Source organism: Paraburkholderia dioscoreae (assembly GCF_902459535.1).
GTDB classification, from domain to species: Bacteria; Pseudomonadota; Gammaproteobacteria; order Burkholderiales; family Burkholderiaceae; genus Paraburkholderia; species Paraburkholderia dioscoreae.
In genome coordinates, this window is record NZ_LR699553.1 from 3,160,137 (window position 1) to 3,183,572 (window position 23,436).

At 63.0% G+C, this 23,436-nt stretch carries 14 protein-coding genes; 7 read left to right on the forward strand and 7 right to left on the reverse strand.

The features are described from left to right. Positions 1-64: 64 nt before the first annotated feature. Positions 65-223, reverse strand: a complete 159-nt coding sequence (locus PDMSB3_RS14140) for a hypothetical protein (RefSeq protein WP_007181091.1) — start codon at positions 221-223, stop codon at positions 65-67. A gap of 211 nt (positions 224-434) precedes the next feature. Then, positions 435-1,373, reverse strand: coding sequence for a LysR family transcriptional regulator (locus PDMSB3_RS14145; RefSeq protein ID WP_007181090.1), 939 nt, complete (start codon positions 1,371-1,373; stop codon positions 435-437). Between the two features lie 155 nt (positions 1,374-1,528). On the opposite strand from PDMSB3_RS14145, the gene PDMSB3_RS14150 reads away from it, so the two are divergent. The 4 genes from PDMSB3_RS14150 to PDMSB3_RS14165 are packed head-to-tail and all read left to right on the forward strand — an operon-like array spanning position 1,529 to position 6,365. After that, positions 1,529-3,073, forward strand: a complete 1,545-nt coding sequence (locus PDMSB3_RS14150; protein WP_007181089.1) for an efflux transporter outer membrane subunit — start codon at positions 1,529-1,531, stop codon at positions 3,071-3,073. A gap of 2 nt (positions 3,074-3,075) precedes the next feature. Then, entirely contained in the window at positions 3,076-5,286 is a 2,211-nt protein-coding gene (locus tag PDMSB3_RS14155) for an FUSC family protein (RefSeq protein ID WP_165186682.1), read from the forward strand. Next, the gene (locus PDMSB3_RS14160; RefSeq protein WP_007181087.1) at positions 5,276-5,476 is read left to right on the forward strand and encodes a DUF1656 domain-containing protein; all 201 of its coding nucleotides are present in this window, start codon (positions 5,276-5,278) and stop codon (positions 5,474-5,476) included. Before PDMSB3_RS14155 ends, PDMSB3_RS14160 begins: the two co-directional genes overlap by 11 nt. 13 nt (positions 5,477-5,489) lie before the next feature. Continuing rightward, positions 5,490-6,365 carry an efflux RND transporter periplasmic adaptor subunit gene (locus PDMSB3_RS14165; protein ID WP_007181086.1) on the forward strand — a complete coding sequence of 292 codons (876 nt, stop codon included), beginning with the start codon at positions 5,490-5,492 and terminating at the stop codon, positions 6,363-6,365. 104 nt (positions 6,366-6,469) lie between these two features. Here the strand turns inward: PDMSB3_RS14165 and PDMSB3_RS14170 are convergent, their stop codons facing one another. Beyond that, positions 6,470-6,763, reverse strand: coding sequence for a DUF3828 domain-containing protein (locus PDMSB3_RS14170; RefSeq protein WP_232064196.1), 294 nt, complete (start codon positions 6,761-6,763; stop codon positions 6,470-6,472). Positions 6,764-7,267: 504 nt separating this feature from the next. Continuing rightward, entirely contained in the window at positions 7,268-8,944 is a 1,677-nt protein-coding gene (locus PDMSB3_RS14175) for a methyl-accepting chemotaxis protein (protein ID WP_007181084.1), read from the reverse strand. Between the two features lie 494 nt (positions 8,945-9,438). On the opposite strand from PDMSB3_RS14175, the gene PDMSB3_RS14180 reads away from it, so the two are divergent. Both PDMSB3_RS14180 and PDMSB3_RS14185 read left to right on the forward strand, forming a co-directional pair. Beyond that, the gene (locus PDMSB3_RS14180; protein ID WP_007181083.1) at positions 9,439-10,695 is read left to right on the forward strand and encodes an MFS transporter; all 1,257 of its coding nucleotides are present in this window, start codon (positions 9,439-9,441) and stop codon (positions 10,693-10,695) included. A 271-nt stretch (positions 10,696-10,966) separates the two neighbouring features. After that, positions 10,967-12,871 carry a propionate--CoA ligase gene (locus PDMSB3_RS14185; RefSeq protein WP_007181082.1) on the forward strand — a complete coding sequence of 635 codons (1,905 nt, stop codon included), beginning with the start codon at positions 10,967-10,969 and terminating at the stop codon, positions 12,869-12,871. A gap of 94 nt (positions 12,872-12,965) precedes the next feature. Here PDMSB3_RS14185 and PDMSB3_RS14190 read toward each other — a convergent pair whose 3' ends face one another. The 3 genes from PDMSB3_RS14190 to PDMSB3_RS14200 all read right to left on the reverse strand — a co-directional run bounded on the left by PDMSB3_RS14190 (position 12,966) and on the right by PDMSB3_RS14200 (position 19,970). Then, entirely contained in the window at positions 12,966-13,784 is an 819-nt protein-coding gene (locus tag PDMSB3_RS14190; protein ID WP_157187874.1) for a 5'-methylthioadenosine/adenosylhomocysteine nucleosidase, read from the reverse strand. Positions 13,785-13,876: 92 nt separating this feature from the next. Beyond that, positions 13,877-16,228 (reverse strand): UvrD-helicase domain-containing protein, encoded by a 2,352-nt coding sequence (locus tag PDMSB3_RS14195; RefSeq protein ID WP_007181080.1) that lies wholly within the window; start codon positions 16,226-16,228, stop codon positions 13,877-13,879. Positions 16,229-16,460: 232 nt separating this feature from the next. Then, positions 16,461-19,970, reverse strand: a complete 3,510-nt coding sequence (locus tag PDMSB3_RS14200) for a helix-turn-helix domain-containing protein (RefSeq protein WP_232064197.1) — start codon at positions 19,968-19,970, stop codon at positions 16,461-16,463. 583 nt (positions 19,971-20,553) lie between these two features. Here PDMSB3_RS14200 and PDMSB3_RS14205 point away from each other — a divergent pair. Then, the gene (locus tag PDMSB3_RS14205; protein ID WP_007181078.1) at positions 20,554-23,433 is read left to right on the forward strand and encodes a valine--tRNA ligase; all 2,880 of its coding nucleotides are present in this window, start codon (positions 20,554-20,556) and stop codon (positions 23,431-23,433) included. The last annotated feature ends 3 nt before the right edge of the window (positions 23,434-23,436 follow it).

Here is a 23,436-nt window from a genome sequence, read left to right on the forward strand (position 1 = left end):
GCGCGCCCGAAGACGCAACAGGCCGCGCAACAGCCCGCCCGCTAAACAGCCACCCCCACGAAACTCAACGATCGCGCCGTTGTGCCTGCAAATCCGGGCGCTCGACCTTGACCGGCACCAGTTGCGGCTGCTGCTCGCGCAGGCGGCGCAGCAGATCGCGCGACGCGGCAATTCCGATCAATCCAATCATGACGGCCACGCCGATCATCAGATGCGTATCCATGAATCCCTCGTGCTTCTGTTGTTGCAATAGTGCCGGACGGCAGCGAACTGAGCGGCTCCGGTGCAGAACCGCAGCGCATGAATGACACGTTAGCAAATCGACCGCGCGGCAGAAGTAAGGAAATGTTGCGATGCGGCACTTATGTAACAGGCGCGCACACCGGCGCCCGCCGCTTAGTCAACTATTGTCAAAAATCGCGCCGCGCCGTACTTCAGGTGCGCGCGAACTCGCGCAGTTCGGCGTGATCCGCGGCCAGCGTCGCGGGCAATACGTCGCGCAGGAACTCGACCCACGTGCGGATCTTGGCGTCCAGATACTGCCGCGACGGGTACAACGCGTACAGATTCATCGCCTGCGACGTGTATTCCGGCAGCAGCCACACCAGTTCGCCGCTTCGCAAGCCGCTGATCGCCGAGTAGATCGGAATCAGCCCGACGCCCATGCCGCTCGATACAGCCACCGCCATCGCTTCGGCCACGTTCACCTGGAAGGTGGTCGGTCCGAGGGCGATCGTTTCCTCGCCGTTCGGGCCGTCGAAGGTCCATTTGTCGGTCGGGAAAACCGGCGTGACCATTTGCAGACAGGTGTGACGCACAAGGTCCGCGGGCGTTTGCGGCACGCCGTGCAGTTCCAGATAGGCCGGCGACGCGCATGCAATGCTGAACGCGCTGCCGAGGCGCTGCGACACCAGCCCCGAATCCGGCAGACCGGTTGCGAGCGTGAGCGACACGTCGAAGCCTTCGTCGAGCAGATCGGGCATACGCTGCGCGAGCGTCAGTTCGATCTGGACGTCCGGGTAGCGCTCCTGATAGCGGCCCGCGGCGGGCACCACATAGTGCTGGCCGAAGCTCGTCATGGCGTGCACCTTGAGCTTGCCGGACGGACGGGCGTGGGCGTCGCCCGCCTCGGCTTCCGCCTGATCCACGTACGCGAGAATCTGCTCGCAGCGCTGCAGGTAGCGCTCGCCGGCCTCGGTCAGCGCGATGCGGCGCGTGGTGCGGTTCAAGAGGCGCGTGCGCAGATGCGCTTCCAGATCGGACACTGCGCGCGACGCATAGGCCGTGGTCGTGTTCAGATGCTGCGCGGCACCCGTAAAGCTGCCCGCTTCGACGACGCGGACAAATACGCGCATGTTTTGAAGCGTATCCATAACTTTCCCTTGTGATCGGAAGCGATTGTTACACGATTCGCAAAGGCGATTGTCACACATTGCGTAAAAATGCCTTGCACCTTTACCGGTTATTCCGCAATTGATCAAAAAATATAATGACGCACATGCTTCTATAGTCATTTCTGGAGGAAATCGTGCAGTCTCCGGTACCTAAAGGGATCGCCGCAGCCGCGGTTCTTACGATCCTATTAACAATCGCCGGCTGTGCCAGTACCGGAGGCGTCGCGCCGCAAGCGAGCGGAGTCCAGCCCGCTTCGCTCGACGTCGGCAACGCGATCCGCGCCGCCAATGCGGACGCCCAATGGCCGTCCGTCGACTGGTGGCGCGCCTACAACGATCCGCAATTGAACGAGTGGATCGACGCGGCGCAGGCCGGCAATCCGAGCCTCGCGGCTGCCCAGGCACGCGTGCGCGAAGCCATGTCGATGGCAGGCGTCGCCCGTTCGGCGTTGTCGCCGCAAGTCAACGGCAACCTGTCGGTGCAGCGCCAGAAGTGGGCCGACAACCTCTACTACGGCCCAGGCGCGCTCGCGGGCGAGCAATCGTGGAACAACACCGGCACGCTCGGCCTGTCGTATCACCTTGATATCTGGGGCAGGGACAAGAACGCCGCCGAGCGCGCGCTCGACGCCGCCCACGCGAGCGCGGCGGATGCCCGCGCCGCCCAGCTCGAACTGGAAGGCAACGTGGTGCGCACGTACATCGAGATGTCGATGAACTACGCGCTGCTCGACATCGCCAAATCCACCTTGCAGCAGCAGCAACAGATCGTGGATCTGGCCAACCGGCGCCTGAAAGGCGGCATCGGCACGCAACTGGAAGTAAGCCAGGCCGAAACGCCGCTGCCGGAATACGAACGCCAGATCGACGAGATCGAAGAAAAGATCGCGCTCGGCCGCAATCAGCTGGCCGCGCTGGCCGGCAAAGGTCCGGGCGCGGGCGATTCGATCCAGCGCCCGACGCTTTCGCTGAACACGCCGGCCGGACTGCCGAGCGCATTGCCCGCAGACCTGATCGGCCATCGGCCGGACGTCGTCGCGGCGCGCTGGTCGGTCGCGGCGCAGGCGCGCGGTATCGACGTCGCCAAGGCGGACTTCTATCCGGACATCAACCTGCTGGCCTCGATTGGCGGATATGCGGCCATGGGGCCGCTGTTCCAGTTCCTGAAGAACCCGTCGCACAGCTGGAGCGGTGGGCCGGCGCTGTCGCTGCCGATCCTCGACGGCGGCCGCCTGCGTTCGCAACTCGGCGCGGCCTCGGCGGGCTATGACGAAGCCGTCGACCGCTACAACCAGTCGATTGTCGGCGCGCTCAAGGACATTTCCGATCAGGTGATCAGGATCCGCTCGCTTGCGACCCAGGCCGAGGACGCCGATCGTTCTGTCGCGACGGCCCGCAAGAACTACGATTTGTCGCGCGAAGGTTACCGGCGCGGGCTGACCGACTATCTGAACGTGCTGATCGCGCAAAACCAGTTGCTGCACGCGCAGGAAGGCGTGGCGAAGATTCAGGCCGAACGGCTCGGCGCGCATGCGTCGCTGGTCACGGCACTGGGCGGTGGGCTCGACGACCCGGCCAACGGTCCGCTGGCGAACGAGACTTTGCCGGCGCATGGCAAGGGTAAGACGGTGGCGCCCGGTTCGACCGCCAGCGCCCAGCCGGCCAGGTCAGGAAGCTGACCATGTCCGCTTCCCCTTTTTCCGCGCCGCGTTCGGCGTCGTTCGCTGCGTTATACGCGGCCGCCGCCGACTGGGCGCGTAACGACGGCCTGACGTGGGTCTATCTGTTCAAAGCGCTCGCCGCCTGCTTCCTTGCGCTCGGCGTCGCAATGAAACTCGACTTGCCGCAGCCGCGCACGGCGATGACTACCGTCTTCATCGTGATGCAGCCGCAAAGCGGCATGGTGTTCGCAAAGAGCTTCTACCGGATCTGCGGCACCCTCGTCGGTCTCGTCGTGATGCTCGCGTTGATCGGCCTGTTCGCGCAGCAGCCGGAACTGTTCATCGTCGCAACCGGCGTGTGGGTCGGCATCTGCACGGCGGGCGCCGCGCGCAACCGCAACTTCAGATCGTATGGTTTCGTGCTGGCCGGCTACACGGCCGCGCTGATCGGCATCCCCGCTTCGCAGCATCCGGACGGCGCATTTCTGAGCGCCCTCACGCGGGTGGCCGAAGTGGTGGTCGGCATCGTCTGCGCGGGTGCGGTGAGCGGCCTCGTGTTTCCGCGCTTCGCCGGCATGCAGATGCGCGGCACCGTGCGTGCGCGTTTCTCGGCGTTCGTCGAGTATGTGTCGGCGTCGCTCGCCGGCCATAACGACCGCGAGCAGATCGAAGCGACCAATGCGCGCTTTGTCGCCGATATCGTCGGCTTCGAAGCGGCACGCAGTGTCGCCGTGTTCGAGGGCCCGGATTCGCGCATGCGCGGTGGCCGTCTCGCGCGTCTGAACAGCGAGTTCATGACCGCCTCGACGCGCTTTCACGCGCTGCACCAGTTGATGAACCGCTTGCGCAACTCGAACACGAGCGGCGCGGCCATTGCAGTCGGAGCGCTCGAGCCGTACTTCAGGGAAATCGCCCCGCTGCTCGCGAAATCCGGCGAGCCCGTGCTGACCGCCGCCGACGCTGTGCACGCCGCTGCGCAACTCGAGGTCTTCAAAGCCGAGCTGCCCAAACGCGTGCGCGCGACGCGGGCCGAACTGGAAGTGCATCCCGACGCGCCGCTGCTCGACTTCGACACCGGCGCCGAACTGCTGTACCGCTTCATCGACGATCTGCATGCCTATGCGGCCACGTATGCGTCGCTCGCCGTCGATACACATGAGCGCGAGCGCTGGATCGAGCGTTACGAACCGAAGACGAACGCGATTGCCGCCAGCGTCGCGGGCGTGCGCGCCGCCATCGTGATGATCGCGCTCGGCGCGTTCTGGATCGCGACTGCGTGGCCGAGCGGTTCGACCTTGACGTTGACGGCCGCGGCCGTGTGCGCGCTGGCGTCGTCGTCGCCGAATCCGAAACGCACGGCGTTCCAGATGGCCGCCGGCACCCTGGTCGCCACGGTGATGGGGATGATCGCGGTATTCGGCGTGTTCCCGCACGTGGATGGCTTCCCGCTGCTGTGCGCCACCCTCGCGCCGTTCCTGCTGCTCGGCGTGCTCATGACGACACGGCCCGCGCTGGCCGGTTACGGTGTCGGCTATTGCATCTTCTTCTGTTTCCTGGCCGGCCCGGACAACGTGATTCACTACGATCCGAGCGGCTACATGAACGATGCCGTAGCGCTCGTGCTGTCCATGCTGGTGGCGTCGATCGCGTTCGCGGTGTTGCTGCCGCCTTCGACGCCCTGGCTGCGTAACCGCCTGCTGGTGGATTTGCGTCGCCAGGTGGTGCTGGCGAGCCGCGCGGGCATGCGCCGGGTGCGGTCGCGCTTCGAGAGCGGCGCGCGCGATCTGATGTTCCAGATCAACGCGCTCGCGCAGCACGAGCCCGAACTCAAACGCGACACGTTGCGCTGGCTCTTCTCGGTGCTCGAAGTGGGCAACGCGGTGATCGACCTGCGCCGCGAAGTGGCGGCGCTGCCCGCCGACGCGCGTTACGCACGGTCAATGCCGTGGCGCGTCTCGCTGCGTGCCATGCGCGACGCGCTGGCCGCGCTATTCGAGCGGCCGCGTGAAGACCGCTTCGACCGCGCGCTCGCCGCGACCGCGGACGCGATCGCCGCCATTCAACAGATGCTGGCCGCTTTTACGCCGCCGCGTGAAGAGCGCCACCAGCTGCAACGCATTTTGAGTCAACTGCATTTCATTCGTACCGCGCTGCTCGATCCGCAATCACCGCTTGAGTCGCTGATGAGCGGACGTGCCAGCGCGTCAGAGGGAGTTCGTCATGCCACGTGATATCGCCGTTCTGGACGCGTACATACCGGCCATCGTGCTGCTGTTTATTGCGGGCGCCGCGCTTACCTGGATGCTGGACCGCGTGATTGCCCACACGGGCCTGTATCGCGTGGTGTGGCATCCGTCCTTGTTCCGGGCCAGCCTGCTCGTGTGTGTATGCGGCATGCTGGGCCTTGCCGTTTATCGTTGATAAGAGTCGAAACATGACCATCCGAAATATTGTGGGCTTCGTCGCGACAGCCGTTATTTTTATCGTCGCGATTCTGATTGGACGCGTGCTGTGGGTCCATTACATGGACGAACCGTGGACCCGCGACGGTCGCGTGCGCGCCGAGATCATAAATATCGCACCGGATGTCTCGGGAGCGATTGTCGATCTGCCCGTGAAGGACAATCAGCTGGTGAAGAAAGGCGATCTGCTGATGCAGATCGACCCGTCGCACTATCAGCTTGCGGTTGAACAGGCCCAGGCTGCGGTCGCCGCGCGAAAGGCCGAGTTGCAGATGAGGCGCGATGACGCGCAACGGCGTGCGGATATGGATGCGCTGGTGGTGTCGAAAGAGAACCGTGAAAATGCCACTCACACGGCTTCGGCCGCCGAGGCTTCCTATCAGCAGGCTTTGGCTACGCTCGATGCAGCCAAGCTGAACCTCGAACGCACGCGCGTGGTGTCGCCGGTCGACGGGTATGTCACGAACCTGAGCGTGTTCCGCGGCGACTACGCGACGGTTGGTTCGGCCAAGCTGGCGATTGTCGATAGCCACTCGTTCTGGGTGTATGGGTATTTCGAAGAAACCAAGCTGCCGCACGTGCACGTCGGCGATAAGGCAGCAGTCCGGTTGATGAGCGGCGGCACGCTGCAGGGGCATGTCGAGAGTATTTCCCGAGGGATTTATGATCGGGACAATCCTGAAAGCCGTGAGCTGCTTGCTGACGTGAATCCGACTTTTAACTGGGTGCGGTTGGCGCAGCGCGTGCCTGTAAGGGTGAAGATCGATTCGGTACCCGACAATGTCGTGCTGGCGGCGGGGATTACTTGTACGGTTGTGATTACGCCTGGGAGCGCCAAGGCTAGCTGATTTTTTTGCTTGCGTGCTTTTGGGAGTGTTGCGGGGATGTCGGCTTTTTGGGCGGTCACGGTGGTTGGTTAGCGGTGGCCCTGTTTGGACAGGTTGTGGCCACCCTAGTGATAATCGAGCGTGTCGTCGACTTTGGTGATTTTCCAGCCGCGCGCCTCCTTTCGCAGGAAAACCAGGACGCTGATTCGATCTCTGGAGCCAAAGGTGACGGGCACCACGGCAACCTCGCCGAGCATGACGGGAGCGTGTGTTGCGATATGGTCGGTCCAGTCGGACGCGTCATGGTCCTGAACTTTCGTGAAATAATCGGTATCGCCCGGCAGGCGGTTGCGAAGGTAGGCGTCACGCAGCCGATCGACTGTCCCTTTTGCGACATAGGCGTAAACGCCTTTGTTCAACAGAGGATAGGTGTCGGCAGACTGTGATTTGATGTACCAGGCGTAAAACGCTTTCGTGTTTACGTCTGCCTAGATATTGTCGTCGGCTGATGCCGTCTGTTGGAAAAGGATCCGGCGGAGAGCAATAGCGCAGAGACGATCAGGGCGGTGAGTTTTTTCATATTGCCTCAGTCAGCCCGGTACATTCAAGTACATCGCGGCGCTTGATTTACTGAACGGCAAGATGGGACTCAGGTGAAGAACGTTTTTGTGCTGAACAGGCTATCAGCGGAGTCACGCGAAGATTGTCGGATAAGTTCTGGTTTTGGACCACGGGCCGTGGTTTATGCCAACGGAATAATCACGCTCCGTAAACCGTCGCCACGCAGAGGGAAATCTTTTCAGGGATGCGAATTAACCGCCGGGAGGCGCGACGATTCTCCCGCATGCCCAATGCATGCTCAATGACTGGAAGGCAGCAATCAATCAGCTCGCGATCCTCTACGAGGATCGCTTCACCCGAACTCACAACCTGAACTTCCCCACCATCACCTTCAACCCGCGCGCCTGATCGTCCAGCGACCTGGCCGCGGCTGTCGCCTGTTCCACCAACGCCGCGTTCTGCTGCGTTCCGGAATCCATCTGCGTCACCGCGAGGTTGATCTCTTCGATCCCGGCGCTTTGCTCGGACGAAGCCGCCGAAATCTCGCCCATGATGTCGGTAACACGCTTCACGGCCTTGACGACTTCATCCATAGTCTGCCCGGCGTCCTGAGCCAGAGTCGACCCGTTGCTCACCCGCTCGACCGACGTGCTGATCAAGCCTTTGATCTCCTTGGCCGCCGCCGCGCTACGCTGCGCCAGATTACGCACTTCCGCGGCGACCACGGAAAACCCGCGCCCTTCCTCGCCGGCACGGGCCGCCTCGACCGCCGCGTTCAACGCAAGAATATTGGTCTGAAACGCAATCCCCTCGATCACGCCGATGATGTCGCCGATACTGCGCGCGCTATCGTTGATCTCGTTCATGGTCGCGACCACCCGGCTCACCACCGCGCCGCCCTTCTCCGCGATCTCCGAAGCGTTATTGGCCAGCGTGCTCGCCTGCTTCGCATTGTCGGCGTTCTGACGGACGGTCGAAGTCAGCTGCTCCATGCTGCTCGCGGTGCGCTCGAGCGCCATTGCCTGCTGCTCGGTACGCTGCGACAGATCCAGGTTGCCCATCGAAATCTCGCCTGACGCGGTCGCAATCGCGTCCGCGCTCGACGCAATGTCGGCGACCGTCGTCGCGAGGCCGCTTTGCATGTCTTGCAGCGCGAACAGCATGCTCGACCTGTCCTTGCGGCCCAACGCGATCTCGACGGACAGATCGCCCGCCGCGATCCGGCTGGCAATTTCCTTCGCGTACACCGGCTCGCCGCCGAGCTGGCCGGCAAGGCGCCGCACCACCCACTCGCTGATGCCGAATGCGAGCACGATCAGGCCGAGCGTGGCCAGCGCGATCATCACGAACGACGAGTGGTAAATGAACCCCGACGCCTCGATAGTCGCCTTCGCCGCCGTCGCGCGCTGCGCGACGAGTTCGTCGACGAGTTTTTCGAGCTTGCCGGTTTCGACCAGCAGCGACACGTCCTGCGTGCCGACCTGCCAGTTCATCTGCGACAGATCGAGCGGCTGCGCTTTCACGAGCGTCACGAAGTCGCGCAGATGGCCGCTCCACGCCGTCACGGCGGCGGCGAATTTCTTTTGCTGGTCGACCGCCTTCGCGTCGGAGGTGTCGACGTACTGTTGCAGCATGCGCAGTTGCGTAGCGAGACCGCTCAGGCCCGTCTCGATGTCGGCGCCGAGATCGTCGCGTTCTTTCGCGGTGGTCGCGGTGAGCAGCATTTTCTGCGCGCGGCTCGCGCGCAGCATGTAGCCGCGCGCCTCTTCGGCCGCACGGCTGGCAACGTGCCCCTGATCGTAAATGGATTGGGCGGACGCGTTCAGACGGCTGATCTGGGTCAGCGCAAACACGCCGATCAACAGTGTACCGATCAGCAAGACGGCGAACGCGAGGCGCAGCATCGCCTTCACCGACAAACCCTTGAGCCTGACCGCCCGCGAGCGGCTGCGCTCGCCCTGCGGCGGCGTTTTGCCGGCCGCTTCTCCTTCCGGTATGAACCCGGCGCCTGTCTGGCTACCCAGCGAAACTGCTTTCATATTTCCCCGTCCCCACGTGTAGAACTGCCGGAAAGGTCGGTTCCGGCATTGCTGCCCATCTCTCCGGGTCTACGGCACAAACGTCTGCGATCTTTAGCGTCGCTCGCGAAATGCCGACCGCATGTCGCCCGGTCCTCGACGCGCCGCCTCGTAAGCTTCGCGCCCGCGACGGGTTTTATACACGGCCAAAAATCCCGGAGGCGGCATTTATCAGACGAGATATCGCCCACACGTGGTCGCGGCATGACACCACCTGGCCGCACCGCTGCGGTGCGCACGGCTCCCGGTTTCGGCGCACGACTTCTGTCCCTCCTGAGCATCGTGCGTCCGATTCGCGACAAAACTTGTCCTTACAATTCGCTCAGGCCACATTAAACTTCGACGAATAGCTGACGACGCCAGATGTCGCGTCCCAATGCCGCAACGTTCAAAATGTGCGTTTTAGCAGCGCAGGCGGCTTCAAATCACTCTCTTTCTCCTCTCTCATCTACCGTATGGAAACGAGCCTCGATAAAAGCGCCCTCGCCGGCGCGCCAGCCGGAGCCGGAACCACCGGCGCGCCGCAGCCGGCGGCCAAAGTCCAGCGCACGGTCTACTCCGTGCTCGGCGCAATCAGCTTTTCGCATCTGCTCAACGACATGATCCAGTCGTTGATCCTCGCGATCTACCCGATGCTGAAAGACAACTTCTCGTTGTCGTTCGGACAGATCGGCCTGATTACGCTGACTTACCAGATCACCGCGTCGCTGCTGCAGCCGCTCGTCGGCATTTATACGGACAAGCATCCGAAGCCATATTCGCTGCCCGTCGGCATGGGCTTCACGCTCGCCGGCCTGCTGCTGATGTCGGTCGCGCCCAATTTCGGCGTGCTGCTGGTGGCGGCGGCACTGGTGGGCTGCGGTTCGTCGGTGTTCCACCCGGAATCGTCGCGGGTGGCGCGCATGGCGTCGGGCGGCCGTCACGGCCTCGCGCAGTCGCTGTTCCAGGTGGGTGGCAACGCGGGTTCGTCGCTCGGCCCGCTGCTCGCCGCGTTGATCGTGATTCCGCACGGCCAGCGCAGCATTGCGTGGTTCTCGGTGGCGGCGCTCGTCGCGATCGTGGTGCTGACGCAGATCGGCCGCTGGTACAAGCAGCATCCGTCGGTGAAGAAGGCGCGCAGCGCGGCCGGCCATGCCACGCTCTCGCGCAATAAGGTCATGTTCGCGATGGGCGTGCTGATCCTGCTGGTGTTCTCGAAGTACTTCTATCTCGCCAGCATCAACAGCTACTTCACCTTCTATCTGATCGACAAATTCCATCTGCCGGTGCAGGCCGCGCAGGTCCATCTGTTCGTGTTCCTCGCGGCGGTGGCGGCGGGCACGGTGATCGGCGGACCGATCGGCGACCGGATCGGTCGCAAATATGTGATCTGGGTGTCGATTCTCGGCGTGGCGCCCTTCACGCTGCTGCTGCCCTACGCCAATCTGTTCTGGACCGGCGTGCTGACGGTGGTCATCGGCGTGGTGCTGGCGTCGGCCTTCTCGGCGATCCTCGTGTATGCGCAGGAGTTGATCCCCGGCAAGGTGGGTATGGTCGCGGGCCTGTTCTTCGGCTTCGCGTTCGGCATGGGCGGGATCGGCGCGGCCGTGCTCGGGCAACTGGCCGATGCCACGAGCATCACGTACGTCTACAAGGTCTGTTCGTTCCTGCCGCTAATCGGCGTGCTGACGGTGTTCCTGCCGGACGTGGAAGGCAAGCGCGCAAAGGCTTGATGGCAGTCCGACCTCGGGTCTGATGAGAAAAGGCGCTTCGGCGCCTTTTTTCTTTGTCGTTGTCCTGGCGTGAACTCAGGGACTGCGCCGTGTCGGGGACGCGGCCCATTGCCGCGCCCGACAGTACGCCGCGCCGCTCATGGTGAACCCGCGTTGTCCGCCGAGCCGCGCGTGCTCTATGCTTGCGCGGATACCCCCGTGTTCTCGCGCCGCGCCGCACGGCCGCACGACCCGACAACCGTTCACTTACGCAGCAGAAGGATCGCCGCAGATGACCAGCTATCGCGACTTCCACCGCCGTTCGATCGAGCACCCCGAGGCATTCTGGCGCGACGAAGCGCGGCGCATCCATTGGCAGACGCCGTTCGACACGGTGCTCGACCGCTCGAATCCGCCGTTCGCGCGCTGGTTCGTCGGCGGTCGCACGAATCTGTGCCATAACGCAGTGGACCGCCATCTGGCCGAGCGCGCGCAGCAGAACGCGCTGGTGTACGTATCGACGGAAACCGGTATCGAACGCCGCTACACCTACGCCGAGCTGCACGCGGAGATCAACCGGATGGCCGCGGTCATGCGCTCGCTCGGTGTGAAGCGTGGCGACGTCGTCCTGCTTTATCTGCCGATGATCCCCGAAGCCCTGTTCGCGATGCTCGCCTGCGCAAGGCTCGGCGCGATTCATTCGGTGGTGTTCGGCGGCTTCGCGGCGCCCAACCTCGCGGCCCGCATCGACGACGCGAAGCCGGTGCTGATCGTCACCGCCGACGCGGGCGCGCGCGGCGGCAAAGTGATCGACTACACGCCGCTGGTGGACGAAGCGCTCGCACGCGCGACCCACAAGACGCCGCGCGTCCTGCTGATCGACCGGCAGCTCGCGCCCGAGCGCCTCAACGCCAGCTATCTGGTCGCCTACGAACCGCTGCGCGAACAGTTCTTCGACGCCCACGTGCCGTGCGAGTGGCTCGAATCCAACGAGCCTTCCTATGTGCTGTACACGTCGGGCACGACCGGCAAGCCGAAGGGCGTGCAGCGCGACGTCGGCGGCTACGCGGTCGCACTGGCGGCCTCGATGGAACATATCTTCCAGGGCAAGCCGGGCGACGTCATGTTCACCGCGTCGGACGTGGGCTGGGTGGTCGGCCATAGCTACATCGTCTACGCGCCGCTGATCGCCGGCCTCACCACGGTGATGTACGAAGGCACGCCGATCCGTCCCGATGGCGGCATCTGGTGGCGCCTCGTCGAGCATCACAGGATCAATCTGATGTTCACTGCGCCGACCGCCTTGCGCGTGCTGAAAAAGCAGGATCCGGCGTTCCTGAAGCAAGCCGATCTGTCGAGCCTGCGCACGCTGTTCCTCGCCGGCGAACCGCTCGACGAACCGACCGCCGCATGGATCGCCGACGCGCTCGGCAAGCCGGTGATCGACAACTACTGGCAGACCGAAACCGGCTGGCCGATGCTGGCCATTCCGCGCGGCGTCGAGGCGCTGCCCACCAAGCTCGGCTCGCCGGGCGTGCCATCGGCCGGTTTCAATCTGACCTTGCGCAACGAATTGACCGGCGAGCCTTGCCCGCCCGGCGAAAAGGGCGTGCTCACGCTGGGCTATCCGCTGCCGCCGGGCTGCATGTCGACGGTATGGGGCGACGACAGGCGCTTCGTCAGCACGTACTGGTCGAGCATTCCGAACCAGCAGGTCTATTCGACGTTCGACTGGGGCGTGCAGGACGAAGACGGCTACGTGACGATCCTCGGCCGCACCGACGACGTGATCAACGTCGCCGGCCACCGGCTCGGCACGCGCGAAATCGAGGAGGCGTTGTCGAGCCACGCGGGCGTCGCGGAAGTCGCGGTAGTTGGCGTAACGGACGCGTTAAAGGGTCAGGCGGCGATGGCCTTCGTGGTGCTGCGCGACGCGCAGGCCTATGCGGACGCCACCAGGCGCAGCAAACTGGAGGTGGAACTCATGGCGACGGTGGACCGCCAGCTCGGCGCGATTGCGCGGCCGGCGCGCGTGGTCGTAGTGTCGATGCTGCCGAAGACGCGCTCCGGCAAGCTGCTGCGCCGCGCGATCGCGGCGCTCGCGGAAGGCCGCGATCCGGGCGATCTGCCGACCATCGAAGATCCGGCGGCATTGCAGCAGGTGAGCGACGCGCTGGGCGACGCCGGGGACAAGTAGCGGGCACGGGCGAGGCGGATCGAAGCGCGCGCCATTGTTGCAGACACGGACCACCGGCAATAAGGCTCCGGCAATACGCGTTCGACGCCGGCCGTCAGGCCCGCGAGCTCCGCGCCTGCAGAAACCGCGTCAGGATCGCGTTCGAATACGCGCCGGCAATCTCCGTGAGAAACGACACGAAAGATGCCGGCGCGTGATCGTCCGCCGTATCCGAGATGGTCCGCACGACCGCGCACGGCACGCCGTATTCGTGACAGACCTGCGCGATCGCCGCGCCTTCCATTTCCACGGCGAGCGCGTTCGGCAGTGCATCGCGCAAAGCCCGAACGCCGGCTGCGCTGGCCACGAACTGATCGCCGCTGATGATCAAACCGCGATGCACGCGCGGCTCGCGCGTACCGAAACGCGCCGCCGAGGCCGGGCCCTCTTCCGCGACGAAACGCTCGCAGGCCGCGGCCAACTGTGCGGCCAACGCCGCATCGGCGCTGAAATGCGAGACGCCCAGCAACGGCACTTCGAAACGCGGGAACAGCGGCGACGCGTCGAGATCGTGCTGCAGCAACGCGTCGGCGACGACGATATCGCCCACCCGCACCTCCGCCCCGACGCCACCGGCCACGCCCGTAAACACGATCGCTTCCACGTCGAACGCGTGGATCAGCGCGCTGACCGTGGCCGCCGCCGCGACCTTGCCGACGCGCGCCAGCGTGACGACACACGGCGCACCGTGAACGGTGCCCAGGTGATAGTCCCGTTGACCGTGAGTGATCGTGCGCACGCCGGCCTCGGCGCGCATCGCTTCGAGCAGATCGCCGAGCTCTTGCGGCAAAGCCGCCAGAATCCCGAGCGGCCGATGCGAAACCGGCGCGCCGCCGCGGTCCGGATCGATAGCGGACATGGGCGCCGACATCATGCCTGCGTCAGCCGCTCCCGCGCCGGTCACTGGTGTGCCGGCCGCTGCTGCGCCGGGCGCGCCCGTTCCCGGCATGCCTGCCCCCGCCCCGCTCATTCCACCGCCTGCAGTTTGGCGACCGCGAGCGCCAGCCACTTCTCGCCATGCCGCTTGAATTTGACCTGTGCCTTCGCGTCGGTGCCGCCGCCTTCGAGCGCGGTGATCGTGCCTTCGCCGAACTTGGTGTGGAACACTTGCTGGCCCACGCGGAAACCCGTTTCCGCCGCGCGCTGTTCGTTCGCGAACGCAGGTAACGGCGCGGGCGTCGACGACGCGGCGCCCGTATAACCCGGCCGCGCGAACCAGTCGCGCCCATAACCCGCGTTGTCCGAACGGCCGCCCCAGCGCGCGCCCGGCTCGATCTTCGGCGTGAGCCACTTGAGCGTTTCCTGCGGCAGTTCGTCGAAGAAACGCGAACGGATGTTGTAGCGGGTCTGACCGTGCAGCATGCGGCTTTGCGCGAACGACAGATACAGGCGCTCCTTGGCCCGCGTGATCGCCACGTACATCAGGCGGCGCTCTTCTTCCAGGCCGTCCGATTCCATTGCGCTGTTCTCGTGCGGGAACAGCCCTTCTTCGAGACCGGTGATGAACACCGCCGTGAACTCGAGGCCCTTGGCGGCGTGGACCGTCATCAGTTGCACGGCTTCCTGGCCGGCTTGCGCCTGGTTGTCGCCCGCTTCGAGCGACGCATGCGACAGGAAACCGGCGAGCGGCGTCATCGTGTCCGGGTTTTGCGCCGGATCGGCGATGCCGGGGGCGTCCAGCACGACGGTGTTCGGATCGTCGGTGGCGACCGCCAGTTCGGGCGCGGCGGTCGCACCCGGACGCAGCGGAATGGAGCGGGCCGGCGTGTCCATGCCGTAGCCCTCTTCGCTGACGAACGCCGCTGCCGCGTTGACCAGTTCCTGCAAGTTCTCCAGCCGGTCCTGGCCTTCGCGTTCATTCTGATAGAACTCCGACAGACCACTCGCGCGAACCACGTATTCGACGGTTTCCGGCAGGCTCATCTGCTGCGTTTCCGCGCGCATCTTGCCGATCAGGTTTGCGAAGCCCGCGAGACTCGAACCCGCCTTGCCCGCCACGTACGGAATCGCCGCGGCCATCGAGCAGTTGTACAGACGCGCCGCGTCCGCGAGTTGCTCGATAGAGCGCGCGCCGATACCACGGGTCGGGAAATTGACGACGCGCGCGAACGCGGTGTCGTCGTTCGGATTGTCGATCAGGCGCAGATAGGCAAGCGCGTGCTTGACTTCCTGGCGCTCGAAAAAGCGCAAGCCGCCGTACACGCGGTACGCGATACCCGCGTTGACCAGCGTGTGTTCGATCGTGCGTGACTGGGCGTTGCTGCGGTACAGGATCGCGATTTCGCTGCGCGACGTGCCGGTGCTGATCAGCGCCTTGATTTCCTCGACGATCCAGCCGGCTTCCTGCGAATCGGTTGCGGATTCATACACGCGCACCGGTTCGCCGTGACCCGCGTCGGTACGCAGATTCTTGCCCAGACGCCGCGAGTTGTTGGCGATCAGCTGATTGGCCGCGTCGAGAATATGGCCGTGCGAGCGGTAGTTCTGCTCGAGCTTGATCAGGTGGCGAACGTTGAACTCATGTTCGAAGTCGCGCATGTTGCCGACGTTCGCGCCCCGGAACGCGTAGATCGACTGGTCGTCGTCGCCGACCGCGAAGATCGAATTGGTCTGGCCCGCCAGCATTTTGAGCCACGCATACTGCAGCTTGTTGGTGTCCTGGAACTCGTCCACCAGAATGTGCCGGAAACGCGCCTGATAGTGCGCGCGCAGCGGCGGATTGTGCGCGAGCAACTCGTAGCAGCGCAGCAGCAGTTCCGGAAAGTCGACCACGCCTTCGCGCTGGCATTGCTGGTCGTAGGCTTCGTAGAGTTCGACGAACTTGCGGTTGAAGTTGTCCGTGGCGTCGACGTCTTTGGGCCGCAGGCCTTGTTCCTTCGCGTTGTTGATGAAGTACTGGAGGTTTTTCGCCGGGTACTTTTCGTCGTCGATGTTAAGGCCCTTCATCAGACGCTTGATCGCGGACAGTTGGTCCGCCGTGTCGAGAATCTGGAAGGTGGCCGGCAAACCCGCGTCACGATGATGCGCGCGCAACATGCGGTTACACAGACCGTGGAAGGTGCCGATCCACATGCCGCGGGTGTCGATCGGCAGAAGCGCCGACAGGCGCGACATCATTTCGCGGGCGGCCTTGTTGGTGAAGGTCACCGCCAGAATCGTGGCGGGCGACGCCAGGCCGTGCTGGATGAGCCACGCGATGCGCGTGATCAGAACGCGGGTCTTGCCGCTGCCCGCGCCGGCGAGAATGAGCGCGGGCTCGTTGGGAAGCGTGACGGCGGCGTGTTGTTCGGGGTTGAGATTGGCTAGCAGGTCGGGCATTTGTCTGGAGGGGCGGCGGATCGTTCGTCATTATATGCCCCTGGGAGGAATGGCTTTTTTGTCTTCACGGCGCTTTTGTCTGTGCGTGTTCGGGTGTGTCAGCGCGCTTCCCAACCTGGCGGTGTGCTGGCGTTGCGCCTATGAGGGAAAGCGCCCTCGCCTGCGAGGCGTCGCTGCGCTGAGGAAGCACCCCGACATACAACAGGCCCTTCCTCATTGGATGCCCGGGTGCTCAGGGATTCGAGCTCAGGACTCTTTTTATGTCTTCCTCCGACGCACCAAACAATTGGCCAATGAATGACGGGCTCAATCCGCTCGTCCGTGCAAGATTTCGAATTTCAGCTTTATCGGCTTCGCTGAACACCATCGTTCCCTGAGGAGGCCGTTCTGCTGGCGGGGCGTCAACAACATCGTCCTGTGGCGCCACAAGGGGAAGATCCTCTTCATACAAGCGTTCAATAGCCGCGTGAGGCTGCTTGAGCTGGGTCGCGACGTCCTTGAGGCTATCGCCTTCATTCATTGCACGAATCGCCTCGATTTCCTGCTCTGGCGAAAGCGGTGGAATCCATTCGTAGTGATCGACCATCTCCGGCGACAGGGCCGAAGACGTGCCGGGTTTCGGCGACATTGGGCGCGATATGAAGCCGCTCGCATACTCCTGTTCGACGAGCGCGACCGTACTCTCGGGCAGATTGGTGCCCCGGGCGAGATCGCCGGTCGTAAAGCCGTAATCCCGGGTGCCGAGCGCGCGCGCAATATCGTCAAGTTGCTCCGGCGTCACGGAGTCCATGGTTTGCGTACGGAATTCGTTAGCAAGACTACGGGCTTTCCACGGAGAGATGCCGAGTTTCGTGGCAACCTCCTCCCGGGTATAGCCCTTTTCGAACATGGCCATTGCCGCATCCCGATCTTTCGGTGTGAAATGGATGTCATGCGTGCCCTCGGGCACGCCCTGCTTCAGACGCCTGACATAGCCCGGAGGCATGTCGAGCGAATCAGCAACCGCTTCGGGCGATTTTTCCTGCGCCAGAAGCTCGGTTGCCAACGAATCCCTGGCCATTCGGTGCTGATTGGCAATTCCCCGCACGGTTTCCAGCGGGAGTTCCAGCTCCCCGGCAACTTCTTTGGGAGTTTTGCCGTCGTCCAGTTGCTGAATGGCCGCGGTCCGCTTTTCCGGCGTCGTGTCCCACCACGACTTTTTGTAAGTGTTGGCGTTGTAGTTCGCCAAAATATCCCTGACTTTTTTCTGCGAAAGCTTGACTGCATCAGCAACTTCGCGAGTGGATTTCCCCTGGTTTTTCAGTGCAAATACCTGATCTATCTGCCCGGGCGTAACACTCCCCGGCATGCGAGCAGCGATCCCATTCTGCTTGGCGATCTTCCCTACCGTGGTTCTAGACACACCCATCAGCTCGCCTATTTTCCGTTGTGACATTCCCTCGTTGAGCAGTTTGATGATTTCCTGGCGGTCTCCCGGTGAGATTTTCAAAGCGCGCAAAGAGGCCGCAACCTTTAAGGGAATATTTTGCTGACGGGCAATATTGCTTACCGAAGATTGCGCTATTCTCAATTTTTGCGCTATTTCTTTATGTGTCAACTCGCCTTGCTCCAGCAACTGGATAGCTGTCCGTCGAATTTCCGGCTTTAACCCCGCAGGTGATTTGACACCATTGGCGCGGGCAATTTTTTTCACGGCAAACGGAGATACTCCCAGTTGCGCGGCGATCTCCTTTTGCGTCAGCTGACCGTTTGTCAACAGCTTGAGAATGTCTCGTCTGGTTACATCTGAGAGGGGTCGTCTACTTAAGGAAGCGGGGGCAGAAAGGGGGATATTTTCTTCTCTGGCAATTTTGCTTACTGACCTAGGGTCTATTCCCACCTCCTTGGCTATTTGATTCATCGGCATCTCCCCTTCCCTCAATAGTCTGATGACTTCCTGCCGGATTTCACCGCTAATTTTGGGGGGCATTCCACCCCTCAGCCCCACCTCCCCATCAAGCTCCCATTGGCGCGACGTCTCATTCAGGCGGACAGGATATTGCGGCTTCAGATCCGCTCCCTTGTTAAACACCCGCCAGCCGTTTGTGTCCCGGTCAAAGCGGACGTGATAAGCCTTTCCGCCCAGTTCGATATACCGGTCACCGTGGGCATCCACCAGAATGCCTTCGGTCGGCCCCGCACGGAGATCCTTCACCGCAACGTCGGGATCGGCATAGCTCACCAGTGACCCATAGGGGTTGTCTCCCACGCTCTGGTGCGCCAGCAGGCTGGTCGGATCCACCGCCGGTCCAGCCTCGGCAAGCGTCTTCTCCTGCAGCGCCTTTTCCGCGGCCAATGCCTCGCGGCTCAAGGTCTGTTCTGCCCGTAGCCCATCGACGATGCCTCGACCCGCCGCCTGAACCAGGTCTTTGCCCGCAGTGCCCCCGCCTTCCCCGGCCATGCTGGCCGCCTCGGCCTCCCGCGCTGCCGCAGAAACCGCTTTACCCGCAAGGCTGACTTCCCTCGCAACACTCGAGCCCTCTCCACCCAGCATGCCCAGCAGCGCCGAACCATAATCGAGCCCCATGCGGACGTTGTCCGGCAGGGTCGAGGGCAATAGATCAGCCAGCGGGGCCAGAGGCGTCAGACCGAGCAGCACCCGGGCTATGCCTTCCAGCACCTGGCCGGCCAGCTTCTCCGCCCGCGCCGCAGGCGTGATGGAATAGTCCTTGTAACTGGCGTCCTTGAGGACGGCGTTGTACCGGTCGCTCAGATCGCGCACGTAGTCGGCGCCCACCGGCGGCAGGTTTCCGAGAATGTCCGTATATCGTTTGGCCGCGCCCACTGATTGCGCATTCAGTGGGCCGCTCACCTGATCATGCCAGGCGTCCAGTTTGTCCCGCAGTTCCGGCGAGTCGTGCATGCGTTGCATAAAGGCCAGAACCACCTTGTCTTTCAACTCGTCCTGCCCGGGGTTGATCTGAAACAGTTGACGGCCTACCAGTTCGTAGCGTTTTGCGGGATCGGTCTGCGCCTGGGCTTCCTGCACGATGCGGTCCACTTCGCCGTTGGCCTCCTTCCACTGCGCCCGTTCTACCTGCTGGCGTTTGCCGACTTCGACGGAAATGCGTTCCTGCAGTTTTCTTTTGAGGTCGCTGGCTTCGGCGAATATGTCCTCCCGTTCGTCCGCATCCGTTGCCCCGAGAAACTCTTCGCGCAGTTTTTCCAGCCTGCCCACCCGTTCCCGGTCTTCCCTGTTCAGATAGGCCTCCCCCATCGGCGGGTTGAACTGGCCCAGCACCCGGTCCACAGGATCGTTGCGAACCCGGTTGCTTTCTTCAAGAACGGCGTTCTCCAGACCGGTCAGTTTCTCATCGATCGCGTAGCGTTTGTCGTTATCGGTTTCAAGCTGGTAGGCCGTGCCCAAAGTCGCAAGCACACCGCCGTAAAATTGACGTTCGCTATCGGGCAGTTCAGCCAGCATGCCTTGCAGGCGCGTTTGTCTTTCCTGGAACCGGATCACCTCAGGAGGATAGCCGGTCATTTCCTGCTGGATGCCCGCTTCGATCTTTTGTGCAATTTGCGAGTTAGCGTCGCTGCTGCGGTGAACCTCGCCATCTACCGTGTCGTACTTGCCGAGGAGCCCCTTGAACTCCTCCAGGCTTGCATTGGGCAGCGTGCCGGTGGCTTGCGTGGTCCGCTGCGGGTTGGCGGCCGCAGCGGAGCGCGCGCCGTTCGATCCCTGGAGATCCTTTCCCGTCACGGCACCGGCGCGAGCGGATACGGTCTGGCGCGCGGATAAAACGGCTGATGTGGAAGGCGTTACCGGACGCGCGGGTACATCGCTCTTCTTCTTCGAGGTTGCCTGTGGAGCTATCGGCGGTGCGAGAACCGGTTTCGGCAACGCACTGTCTGCCGGTCCTAGCTTTCCAGTATCGCTGTTCGACCTGTAAACCTCCTCCCGGACGGAAGAAGTCGCACCGCTGGCCGGGGATATCGTCATTTTTCCAGACTCCGTGTGAGGGAAAGAACGGCAGCAAACAGGCGCACAGGCACGGTGCTGTCGGACCCATTCCAGCACGGCCGAACTCCAGAAATGTGATACCTGTGTATGGGCCGGACGTCGGCCTTCACGGGCAGCCTCGGCTTGCGCGAAAAAAGCCGCATGTCATGCCGCGAACACCCGTTCGTGACAGACCCGACAGGCCAGGCGGCGCCAACACGACACAGAAATGGCCGAAGCCGCCGACGCACACGTCACAACCCTCTCAACCAGCAAAAATCCCCCGCCGCGGAGCGCCGCTTATAATCGAGCATTCTTTGCATTCACCAGCCGAATCGACACAATGAGCGAGACCCCGAGCGACACCACCTCCACGCTTGCCAAAAGCTTCGAGCCCCAGACCATCGAAGCCCATTGGGGCCCCGAATGGGAAAAGCGCGCGTACGCGACGCCCGTCATCCAGGAAAACCGGAAAGATTTCTCGATCCAACTGCCGCCGCCGAACGTCACGGGCACCCTCCACATGGGCCACGCGTTCAACCAGACGATCATGGACGGCCTCACCCGCTACCACCGCATGCTCGGCGAAAACACCCTGTGGGTGCCGGGCACGGACCACGCCGGTATCGCCACGCAGATCGTCGTCGAGCGGCAACTGGACGCGCAAGGCGTCTCGCGCCACGACCTCGGCCGTGAAAAGTTCGTCGAACGCGTGTGGGAATGGAAGCAGCAGTCCGGCTCGACCATCACGAACCAGGTGCGGCGTCTGGGAGCCTCGATCGACTGGTCGCGCGAATACTTCACGATGGACGACAAGATGTCGGCCGCCGTGCGCGACGTGTTCGTCCGTCTATATGAGCAAGGCCTGATCTATCGCGGCAAGCGCCTCGTGAACTGGGATCCTGTGCTGCTCACCGCGGTCTCCGACCTCGAAGTGGTCAGCGAGGAAGAAAACGGCTCGCTGTGGCACATCCAGTACCCGCTCACGGACGGTTCGGGCCATCTGACGGTCGCCACCACGCGTCCGGAAACCATGCTCGGCGATACCGCCGTGATGGTCCACCCGGAAGACGAGCGCTACGCGCATCTGATCGGCAAGACGATCACGCTGCCGCTGTCGGGTCGCGAAGTACCGATCATCGCGGATGATTACGTCGACCGCGAATTCGGCACGGGCGTCGTCAAGGTCACGCCCGCGCACGATTTCAACGACTACCAGGTCGGCCTGCGCCACAAGCTGCCGCAAATCGAAATCCTCACGCTCGACGCGAAGATCAACGACAACGCGCCGGAGAAATACCGCGGCCTCGACCGCTTCGAAGCGCGCAAGCAGGTGGTGGCCGACCTCGAAGCGCTCGGCGTGCTGGAATCGGTCAAGCCGCACAAGCTGATGGTGCCGCGCGGCGACCGCACGGGCGTCGTGATCGAGCCGATGCTGACGGACCAATGGTTCGTCGCCATGAGCAAGCCGGCGCCGGAAGGCACCTTCAATCCGGGCAAATCGATCGCGGAAACGGCGCTCGACGTGGTGCGCAGCGGCGAAATCAGGTTCGTGCCGGAAAACTGGACCACCACTTACTATCAATGGCTCGAGAACATTCAGGACTGGTGCATCTCGCGCCAGCTCTGGTGGGGTCATCAGATCCCGGCGTGGTACGGCGAAAACGGCGAAATTTTCGTGGCGAAAACCGAAGAAGACGCACGCGCCAAAGCCACGGCAGCCGGCTACACGGGCGCCCTCAAGCGCGACGAAGACGTGCTCGACACGTGGTTCTCGTCCGCTCTGGTGCCGTTCTCGTCGCTCGGCTGGCCGAATGAGACGCAGGAACTCAAGCACTTCCTGCCTTCTTCGGTGCTGGTCACCGGCTTCGACATCATTTTCTTCTGGGTCGCGCGCATGGTCATGATGACCACGCACTTCACCGGCAAGGTGCCGTTCGACACGGTGTACGTGCACGGTCTCGTGCGCGACGCCGAAGGCCAGAAGATGTCGAAGAGCAAGGGCAATACGCTCGACCCGATCGATATCGTCGACGGCATCGACCTCGACTCGCTCGTCGCCAAGCGCACTACCGGCCTGATGAACCCGAAGCAGGCCGCGTCGATCGAAAAGAAAACCCGTAAGGAATTCCCCGACGGCATCCCGGCGTTCGGCACCGACGCACTGCGCTTCACGATGGCCTCGATGGCCACGCTCGGGCGCAACGTCAATTTCGATCTCGCGCGCTGCGAAGGCTACCGCAACTTCTGCAACAAGCTGTGGAATGCCACCCGTTTCGTGCTGATGAACTGCGAAGGCCACGATTGCGGCTTCGGCAAGCCGGAACAATGCGGCGAATGCGGTCCTGACGGACACCTGAACTTCTCGTCAGCGGACCGCTGGATCGTCTCGCGTCTGCAACGGGTGGAAGCGGAAATCGCCAAGGGTTTCACCGACTATCGTTTTGACAATGTGGCCAACGCCCTATACAAGTTCGTATGGGACGAATACTGTGACTGGTATCTCGAACTCGCCAAGGTTCAGATCCAGACGGGTCAGCCGAACCAGCAGCGCGCCACGCGCCGCACACTGCTGCGCGTGCTCGAGACGGTGCTGCGCCTCGCGCATCCGGTGATTCCGTTCATCACCGAAGCGCTGTGGCAGAAAGTAGCGCCGTTGGCTGGGCGTTATCCCGAAGGCAAGGCCGAGGGTGAAGCGTCCATCATGGTGCAGCCTTACCCCGTTGCCGAACCGTCGAAGATCGATGAAGACGCTGAGCAATGGGCGGCCGACCTGAAGGCTGTGATCGATGCGTGCCGGAATCTGCGCGGCGAAATGAATCTGTCGCCGGCGGTCAAGGTGCCGTTGCTCGCTACCGGCAACGCGGAGCGTCTGCGCACCTTTGCTCCGTACGCACAGGCATTGGCACGTTTGTCCGAAGTGCAGATCATTGCCGACGAGGCAACACTGGATGCGCAAGCAGATGGCGCGCCAATTGCTATCGTAGGGAATGACAAGCTCGTGCTGAAGGTGGAAATCGACGTGGCAGTCGAGCGCGAGCGGTTGTCGAAGGAGATTGCGCGGTTGAGCACGGAAATCATCAAGTGCAACGGCAAATTGCAGAATGAAAGTTTCGTTGCAAAGGCGCCGCCGGCAGTCGTTGAGCAGGAGCAGAAAAGACTGGCAGAGTTCGAAGCCACGGTGGGCAAGCTGAAAGCCCAATTGGCCCGCTTGCCGGTCTGATCG

Excerpts from the sequence above, each read along its gene's own strand:
- PDMSB3_RS14185 (WP_007181082.1), top strand. The coding sequence starts at position 10,967 with ATGACCAGCTATCGCGACTTCCACCGCCGTTCGATCGAGCACCCCGAG.
- PDMSB3_RS14145 (WP_007181090.1), bottom strand. The coding sequence starts at position 1,373 with ATGGATACGCTTCAAAACATGCGCGTATTTGTCCGCGTCGTCGAAGCG.
- PDMSB3_RS14205 (WP_007181078.1), top strand. The coding sequence starts at position 20,554 with ATGAGCGAGACCCCGAGCGACACCACCTCCACGCTTGCCAAAAGCTTC.
- PDMSB3_RS14160 (WP_007181087.1), top strand. The coding sequence starts at position 5,276 with ATGCCACGTGATATCGCCGTTCTGGACGCGTACATACCGGCCATCGTG.
- PDMSB3_RS14195 (WP_007181080.1), bottom strand. The coding sequence starts at position 16,228 with ATGCCCGACCTGCTAGCCAATCTCAACCCCGAACAACACGCCGCCGTC.
- PDMSB3_RS14180 (WP_007181083.1), top strand. The coding sequence starts at position 9,439 with ATGGAAACGAGCCTCGATAAAAGCGCCCTCGCCGGCGCGCCAGCCGGA.
- PDMSB3_RS14190 (WP_157187874.1), bottom strand. The coding sequence starts at position 13,784 with ATGATGTCGGCGCCCATGTCCGCTATCGATCCGGACCGCGGCGGCGCG.
- PDMSB3_RS14155 (WP_165186682.1), top strand. The coding sequence starts at position 3,076 with ATGTCCGCTTCCCCTTTTTCCGCGCCGCGTTCGGCGTCGTTCGCTGCG.
- PDMSB3_RS14165 (WP_007181086.1), top strand. The coding sequence starts at position 5,490 with ATGACCATCCGAAATATTGTGGGCTTCGTCGCGACAGCCGTTATTTTT.
- PDMSB3_RS14140 (WP_007181091.1), bottom strand. The coding sequence starts at position 223 with ATGGATACGCATCTGATGATCGGCGTGGCCGTCATGATTGGATTGATC.
- PDMSB3_RS14175 (WP_007181084.1), bottom strand. The coding sequence starts at position 8,944 with ATGAAAGCAGTTTCGCTGGGTAGCCAGACAGGCGCCGGGTTCATACCG.